Here is a 7,552-nt window from a genome sequence, read left to right as displayed (position 1 = left end):
GCGGGGGCGCGTTCCCCACTGAACGTCATCCGCCCCGCCGTGGCATCCCCCACCTGCACCAGCTTCTTCGCGTCCCCGACATGACCACCCGTGGTCGCCGCGATCAGCTTCTCCGGGCTCCGGAACCCCGCCTTACGTGCCAACCCATCCGCCCCCAACTCCCGGGCCGACCGTCGGCTGATCCCGTGCGCGATGCGCGCCTGCAACGCCTGCACCCGACGGCCCACGCACGCCAACGCCTCATTCACCGCCAGCAAGCCGGCATCGGTCATCGCCTCCACATCGTCATCGACCACCGCCGACGGAAACCCGCCACCCAAAGCGGAAAGCCAGCCGGCATCCACACCCGCGACCGCCTCCACGAGCGGTTCCAGATGAGTGACGGTGACTTCGACCATGCCACAAGCCTACGCAACGCAACCTCATTGCGCAAGTGCTACTATCGAACACATGAACGAATCGCCTATCACCTCGTCGCAGAGCCCTGGCGAGGCCGACACCCTGACAACGGCGCTTCCTATGGATACCCTCTGATCATGGGCGGGAATGACACAGACACCGCGGAACGGTCCAGCCGGGGGGCGGGCGATCGCGACACCAGGTTCTTCGGCCAGCCATGGGCGCTGGCGCACATCTTCAGCGTGGAGATGTGGGAGCGCTTCAGCTTCTACGGCATGCAGGGCATCCTGCTCATCTACATGTACTACTCGGTCGCCGAGGGCGGCCTGGGCATCGACAAGGTCACCGCGACCGGCATCGTGGGCGCCTACGGCGGCACGGTCTATCTGTCGACGATCCTCGGCGCATGGATCGCCGACCGCGTCCTCGGCTCCGAGCGCGTGCTCTTCTACAGCGCCTTCGTCATCATGCTCGGTCACATCGCCCTCGCGGTCCTGCCCAGCACCGCCGGTCTCGGCGTCGGACTCGTGCTGGTCGCCGTCGGATCGGGCGGCCTGAAGGCCAACGCCACCTCCGTCGTCGGCACGCTGTACGCGCCCGGCGACGTGCGGCGGGATGCCGGCTTCTCTCTGTACTACCTGGGCATCAATCTCGGCGCGTTCCTCGGCCCGATCGTCACGGGGTTCCTGCAGTCGAGCTACGGGTTCCACTGGGGCTTCGGGGCGGCGGCCGTCGGCATGGCGGTCGGCCTCACCCAGTACTCGTTCGGGCGCAAGCAGCTGCCGGCCAGCTCCCGGATCGTGCCCGACCCGCTCCCGCGCAGCCGCTACCCGCTGATGATCGGGCTCGCCGTCGCCGCCCTGGTGCTCGTGATCGCGCTCACGCTGTTCGGCGTCATCCGCCCCGACAACCTCTCCGGTGTCGTCATCCTGGTGACCCTCGTCGCGGCGGTGGCGTACTTCATCGTCATCCTCTCGTCGCCGCACATCACGCCGAAAGACCGCTCCCGCGTGCTCGGGTTCCTCCCCCTGTTCCTGGTCAACGTCGGATTCTGGTCGCTGTACCAGCAGCAGTTCACCGTGCTCACGATCTACTCGGACGAGCGTCTCGACCGCACGATCGGCGGGTGGACCATGCCGGTGTCGTGGGTCAACTCCATCAACCCCATCTTCGTGATCATCCTGTCCGGCGTGTTCGCCGCACTGTGGACCAAGCTCGGCACCCGGCAGCCCTCGACGCCGGTGAAGTTCTCGCTCGGCACGATCATCATGGGCGTCGCGTTCCTGCTGTTCCTACCGTGGGCGAACGGCGCACCGAACTCGACGCCGCTGCTCGCGATCGTGGGCATCCTCCTCGTCTTCACGATCGCCGAGCTGTTCATCTCGCCGCCCGGACTCTCGGTGACGACGCGCCTGGCGCCCGAGCGATTCCACACCCAGATGGTCGCGCTGTACTTCCTGTCGATCGCCCTCGGCACGTCCATCGCCGGATGGCTCGCGCAGTTCTACGATCCGAAGAACGAGGTGCCGTACTTCACGATCCTCGGCTTCATCGCGATCGCCATCGGCGTCGCGCTGCTGGCCGCGGTCAAGCCCGTGCTGCACCTCATGCGCGGCGTGCGCTGAGCGGGAGGCCTCAGACCTCGGCGTTGTTGAATCGCGTGAGCGCGTCGGCGAACCGGGCGATCTCGTCGTCATCCCAGTCGGCCACGCGTGCCACGACCGCGTCGAACACGCCGTCGTCGACCCGCGCGCGCTCGCGCTGGCCCGCCTCGGTGAGCACGAGACTCCGATTGCGCTGGTCGTCGGGGTCGACGTGGACGTCGACGAAACCGCGCTCGTGCAGCGACGTGAGCTGACGCGAGACGGTCGACTTGTTCAGCCCGAGGAACCGGGCGATGTCGATGGCCCGCGAACCCGGGTTGTTCGCGATGTAGTTGACCAGGGCGCGCTCGATCACGGTGAGCACCTCGGTCATCTGACGAGCACGGGCGGTTCCTCGACGTGACACCGTCGTCAGTTCGTCGCGCACCCGCAGGATCGCCTCGAGTCGGCGGTCGGAGTTCATGAGAACCACCTTAGGGGCACGACCGCCTTCGCCGCGCGCGCCGCGTCACCGCCTGTGGCATAATCATTTAGTTGCACTACCCAACTATTTCCCGTCGCCGATCAGGAGTCCGATGACCAGCGCACCCACCGCTCTGCTCGAATCCACCCCCACCCCCGTGCCGCTGTCCCGCGCCGCCGCCTCCGCACCCGCCCCCGGGCGCCCGCGGTGGTTCAGCCTTCCCGCGCCGCACGTGTGGAAGACGCTCGGCGCGCACATCCTCATCCCGCTGTTCCTCGGTGCCGGCATGGCCCTCGCCTACCTCGGCTCGTTCCACGAGCCCACCCCGCACAACCTGCAGGTCGCGGTCGTCGGCAGCACGCCGCAATCGATGGTGTTCGCCCAGACCATGAACGACAAGGGCACCGGCAAGGTCGACGTGCGTACCGTCGCCACCGACGCGGATGCGGTCAAGCTCGTCAAGGACCGCGAGATCGCCGCGGCCTACGAGACCAGCGCCCAGGGCGCCAAGATCATCGTGTCGACCGCGGCATCCGCGACGACCGCCGAGGCAGCGCAGAAGATCTTCCTGCCGATCGCCTACCGGCAGCACCTGCCGGTGGTCGTCGACGACGTGCAGCCGACGAGCGAACACGACAGCACCGGTCAGGGCCTGTTCTTCATGATGGTCGCCCTCACCGTCGGATCGTATGCGTGCGCGGCCGCGGTGTCGGCCGTCGCCGGACGCATGCGCCCGGTCTGGCGGATCGCCACCACCGCCGCGGTCACCGCCGTCGTCACCGCCATCGTCGTGGTCGTCGCCGGCCCGATCTACCACGTCGTCGCGCATGGCATCTGGAGCCTCGCATTCCTCTCGTGGCTGTACGCGTTCGGCATCACCATGATCGGCGTCGGCCTGCATCCCGTGCTCGGCCGGTGGACGACCGCCATCGTGACGATGCTGTTCGTGATGCTGAACTTCACCAGCTGCGGCGGGATCTTCGCCGCCGCGTTCATGCCCTCCCTGTTCGCCGGACTGCACGCGTTCTGGAACGGAGCGGCGTTCATCGACGCATCGCAGGCCCTCGTCTACTTCCCCGGCCAGACCTGGGGGCTGGACGGCCTGAAGCTCGGAATCTGGGCCGGGGTCGGCATCCTGCTCGTCGTCGTCACCCACGTGTGGAGCGAACGCCGCCGCCGCCTCGCCGACGAGAACCTCCCGGTCACGAGCGACGAGCGCATCGTCGCCGCCTGACGGCGGGGCTCAGCGGGCCAGCGCGAGGGATGCCGGGATCGGCGCGATGTCCCGGCGCAGCTCGATGATCCGGCGGGTGTGATCCTCGAGCTCGCGGTCCTCCTCGAGCTCGGGCGTCCACTGCGGCACGGGCAGCGCGGAGCCGTCGTCGCCGGGCACGGCGAAGATGCTCATGCAGCGCGTCGTCAGCGTGCGCTGCCGCGGGTCGCGCGGATCGGCGGTGTCGACCCGCACGCTCAGGTGCATGCTGCGCTCCGTGGTCAGCACGATGCGGGCATCCACCTCGACGATGTCGCCGATGCGCACCGGCGCGAGGAAGTGGATGCCGCCGGAGTAGACGCCCACGGCCCGCGGATCGCCGGTCCACGCCACCGCGCACGCGTACGCGGCCTCGTCGATCCACCGCATCACCGTGCCGCCGTGCGCCTTGCCGCCGAAGTTCACCACCGCCGGCGGCGCGAGGAACCGCAGCGCCGACCGCGGGGCCCGCGAGGCATCCGACGAGTCCTCCTGCAGCATCAGCGCCTTGATCGCCGCGCGCGCCGACATCCGGTCGAGGGCGGCCTCGGTGAGGCGGCGGTCCGCCTCGGAGGATGCCTCCCATACGGGCACCGCGACCGGGACGCCGGCGGCATCCTTCGCGACGAACACGAGCACGCACGTGACGGCCGGCTCGAGGTCGTGCCCGCTGCTCAGCTCGCCGGCGAGGACCGTCACCACGACATGCATGCTGGTGCGTCCGGTGCGCACGAGGCGCGCCCGCACCTCGACGAGGCTCCCGGGAGGGATGGGGCGCCGGTGCTGCACGTTCCCGACGTAGGCGGTGACGCAGTAGGCCCCCGACCAGCCGACGGCGCACGCGTATCCGGCCTTGTCGATCCACTCCATGACGCTGCCGGCGGCGACCGAGGACCCTCCCGAGGACGTGTCGGCGGGGGTCGCCAGGAAGCGGAGCGTGATGCGGTCGTCGCGGCCGGAGATCGGGGTCGTCACGCGGTCAGCATAGGAGGTCGCGGAGGCTGCGCGCCGCCGTGTTACCCAGCCGGCCGCCAGGGCCGCTCGGTACAATGGTTGCGGATGCCCACCGGCATCCCCGTGCGATTCCAGCAGCCCCGGTTGCCAAGGCGGCACGTCTTGAGCAACCCAGGAGCAGAGGATGTCCACCCCCTCCGAGAACCCCCGGACGCTGATCCAGGCGACGGGGTTCGCCTACTTCCCGATCGCGTTCATCGCGCGGCTGCCGTTCGCGATGATGGTCGTCGGTGTGCTGACCCTCGTCGTGTCCGCCCGCGGCGACGTAGCCCTCGGCGGCATCGAAGCCGCCGTCGTCGGTCTCGGCACCGCGATCTTCGGCCCGCTGATCGGCGCCGCCGCCGACCGCTGGGGTCAGCGGCCGGTGGTGCTCGCGGCCGGAATCGTGAACAGCATCGCGCTGCTCGCCATGGCCTGGATCGCGTTCAGCACTCTGCCCGACCTCGCCCTGCTCGGGGTGGCGTTCATCATCGGGGCGACCGCGCCGCAGGTGTCCCCGATGTCGCGCAGCCGGCTCGTGGGCATCATCGCACGGGTGCTCCCCCGCGACCGGCGTTCGCACGTGCTCAACGGCACGATGTCGTACGAGTCCACCGCCGACGAACTCGTGTTCGTGTTCGGTCCGTTCATCGTCGGACTGCTGGGCACCACCCTGTCGCCGGTCGCTCCGGTGGTCGGCGCGGCGGTGCTGACGCTCGTGTTCGTCACGGCGTTCGCCCTGCACCGCACCGGCCGCACGCCGCGCGCGACACACCGCCGCGAAACAGTCGTCGCGCCCGTGTCCGAGCTGTTCCGCGCGCCCCTCGTCGTCGCCACGATCGGCATCCTCGGCATGGGTCTGTTCTTCGGCGCCTCGCTCACCTCGCTGACCGCGTTCATGGCCGACCAGGGCGCGGCCGAGGAGGCCGGTCTCTACTACGGACTCATGGGGGTCGGATCGGCGATCCTCGCGCTGAGCGTCACCTGGTTCTCGCCGCGGTTCACGCTGCCCGCCCGGTGGCTGACCTTCGCCGGCATCCTCGTCGTCGGAACCGCCCTGCTCCCGCTCGCAGGCTCGATGGACGGCGCGGCGATGCCCGCCCTGTCGGTGGTGCTGGTGATCATCGGCTGCGGCGTGGGGCCGACGCTCGTGACCCAGTACAGCATCGCCGCGATGCACAGCCCGGCCGGCCGATCCGCGACGGTCATGACGATCATGGGGTCGGGCGTCGTCGTCGGACAGGCGGCGGCTTCCGCGGTCGTCGGCATCCTCGCGCAGGATGCCGGTGCCCTCGCAGCCCTGTGGGCACCGGTCGTGGCCGCCCTCGTCGTGCTCGGCGCCGGCGTCGCGAACCGGCTGCTGCACCGCGTCCCGGTGCCCGCCCCGATCACGCAGCCCACCCGCGTCCAAGGCTGACGCCGCCGCGGGCCGGCGCCAGCGGAGGAGTTGAGGACGGCGGAGGACCCAACAGGCCCAGGCATCCTCCCGCCACCCCATCACCTCCGCTCGCGACCGCGAGCGCGACGCCCGGGTCAGCGTTCGAGGACGACGGCGAGGCCTTGGCCGACGCCGATGCAGATGGCGGCGACGGCGACCCCGCCGTCGCGGCGGGCGAGTTCGTGGGCGGCGTGGCCGATGATGCGGCCGCCGGATGCCCCGAGCGGATGGCCGATCGCGAGCGCGCCGCCGTGGATGTTGACCTTCTCCGGGTCGAGGTCGGGCCAGCCCTGGACGCACGCGATCGACTGCGACGCGAACGCCTCGTTCAGCTCGACGACATCCACGTCGGCCCACGTGCGGCCGGCGCGGGCGAGGGCCTTGTTCGCGGCCTCGATCGGGGCGATCGGGAACACGTCCGGGTCGACGCCGTGCGCTCCGCGCCCGGTGATGACCGCCAGGGGGTCGGATGCCAGGACGCCCTCCCGGCCGAGGAGCACCGCCGAGGCGCCGTCGTTGATCGGCGACGAGTTGCCCGCGGTGACCGACCCGTTGCCGTCGGCGGCGAACAGGGCCTTCAGCCCCGCGAGCTTCTCGACCGAGGTGTCGTCGCGGATGCCCTCGTCGCGGGTCAGCGTCACGCCCTCGACCTGCACGGTCTCGGCGTCGTAGACCCCGGCCGCCCACGCGGCGGCGGCGAGCCGGTGGGACCGGACGGCGAAGGCATCCTGCTCGTCGCGCCCGATCCCCCACTCGCGGGCGATCTTCTCCGCCGATTCGCCGTTGGAGATCGTCCATTCCTTCGGCAGGCGCTTGTTGATCATGCGCCAGCCGATCGCGGTGTTCCACAGGGTCTGGTTGCCCACCGACGGGAACGGGCGCGCGGACTTCTCCACCACGAACGGCGCCCGGCTCATCGACTCGACGCCGCCGGCGAGGATGACATCGGCATCCCCCGCCTCGATCGCCCGGGAACCCTGCACGACCGCCTCGACCGACGACGCGCACAGCCGGTTGACCGTCACCCCGGGCACCGTCGTCGGGAAACCGGCCAGCAGCAGGCCCATCCGGGCGACGTTGCGGTTGTCTTCTCCGGCCTGGTTCGCGTCGCCGAAGATCACGTCGTCGATGCGCGCCGGGTCGAGCCCGGTGCGCTCCACGGTCGCGCGCATCACGGTCGCGGCGAGGTCGTCGGGGCGGATGCCGGACAGCGCCCCGCCGGCGCGGCCGAACGGGGTGCGCACGGCGTCGTACACGTAGGTGCGGGTCATCTCGGGCTCCTTGGGGGTGGTCTTGGGCGTTGTGCGCTTCGCCAGGCTCAGCGCGGGGTCGGGGATGTCGGGATCATGCGCCCTGAGCCTGTCGAAGGGCAAGTCGGCCGGGTGATCGTGCGCTTCGACAGG

Annotated in this window: 6 protein-coding genes and 1 pseudogene; 3 read left to right on the top strand and 4 right to left on the bottom strand. The window is 70.3% G+C overall.

Annotation, left to right across the window (positions count from 1 at the left end):
* Positions 1 to 398, bottom strand: a pseudogene (locus tag LK09_RS20330) (hypothetical protein); the annotation flags it as partial.
* A gap of 138 nt (positions 399 to 536) precedes the next feature.
* Between LK09_RS20330 and LK09_RS20325 the strand changes: the two are divergent.
* Positions 537 to 2,024 carry a peptide MFS transporter gene (locus LK09_RS20325; RefSeq protein ID WP_082008407.1) on the top strand — a complete coding sequence of 496 codons (1,488 nt, stop codon included), beginning with the start codon at positions 537 to 539 and terminating at the stop codon, positions 2,022 to 2,024.
* Positions 2,025 to 2,034: 10 nt separating this feature from the next.
* Here LK09_RS20325 and LK09_RS20320 read toward each other — a convergent pair whose 3' ends face one another.
* Complete coding sequence (locus LK09_RS20320) at positions 2,035 to 2,466, bottom strand: MarR family winged helix-turn-helix transcriptional regulator (RefSeq protein ID WP_052227068.1); 432 nt, start codon at positions 2,464 to 2,466, stop codon at positions 2,035 to 2,037.
* A 112-nt stretch (positions 2,467 to 2,578) separates the two neighbouring features.
* On the opposite strand from LK09_RS20320, the gene LK09_RS20315 reads away from it, so the two are divergent.
* Entirely contained in the window at positions 2,579 to 3,700 is a 1,122-nt protein-coding gene (locus tag LK09_RS20315; RefSeq protein ID WP_052227067.1) for a hypothetical protein, read from the top strand.
* A 9-nt stretch (positions 3,701 to 3,709) separates the two neighbouring features.
* Here the strand turns inward: LK09_RS20315 and LK09_RS20310 are convergent, their stop codons facing one another.
* On the bottom strand, positions 3,710 to 4,693 hold the full coding sequence (locus tag LK09_RS20310) for an acyl-CoA thioesterase (RefSeq protein ID WP_197061123.1): 984 nt from the start codon (positions 4,691 to 4,693) through the stop codon (positions 3,710 to 3,712).
* A gap of 163 nt (positions 4,694 to 4,856) precedes the next feature.
* Between LK09_RS20310 and LK09_RS20305 the strand changes: the two genes are divergently transcribed.
* Positions 4,857 to 6,128 (top strand): MFS transporter, encoded by a 1,272-nt coding sequence (locus LK09_RS20305; RefSeq protein WP_052227066.1) that lies wholly within the window; start codon positions 4,857 to 4,859, stop codon positions 6,126 to 6,128.
* A gap of 116 nt (positions 6,129 to 6,244) precedes the next feature.
* Here the strand turns inward: LK09_RS20305 and LK09_RS20300 are convergent, their stop codons facing one another.
* Positions 6,245 to 7,420, bottom strand: coding sequence for a thiolase family protein (locus tag LK09_RS20300; protein ID WP_039403782.1), 1,176 nt, complete (start codon positions 7,418 to 7,420; stop codon positions 6,245 to 6,247).
* Between the last annotated feature and the right edge of the window lie 132 nt (positions 7,421 to 7,552).

This window comes from Microbacterium mangrovi (assembly GCF_000802305.1).
Taxonomy (GTDB): domain Bacteria; phylum Actinomycetota; class Actinomycetes; order Actinomycetales; family Microbacteriaceae; genus Microbacterium; species Microbacterium mangrovi.
This window is presented reverse-complemented; position numbering and strand designations above follow the sequence as displayed.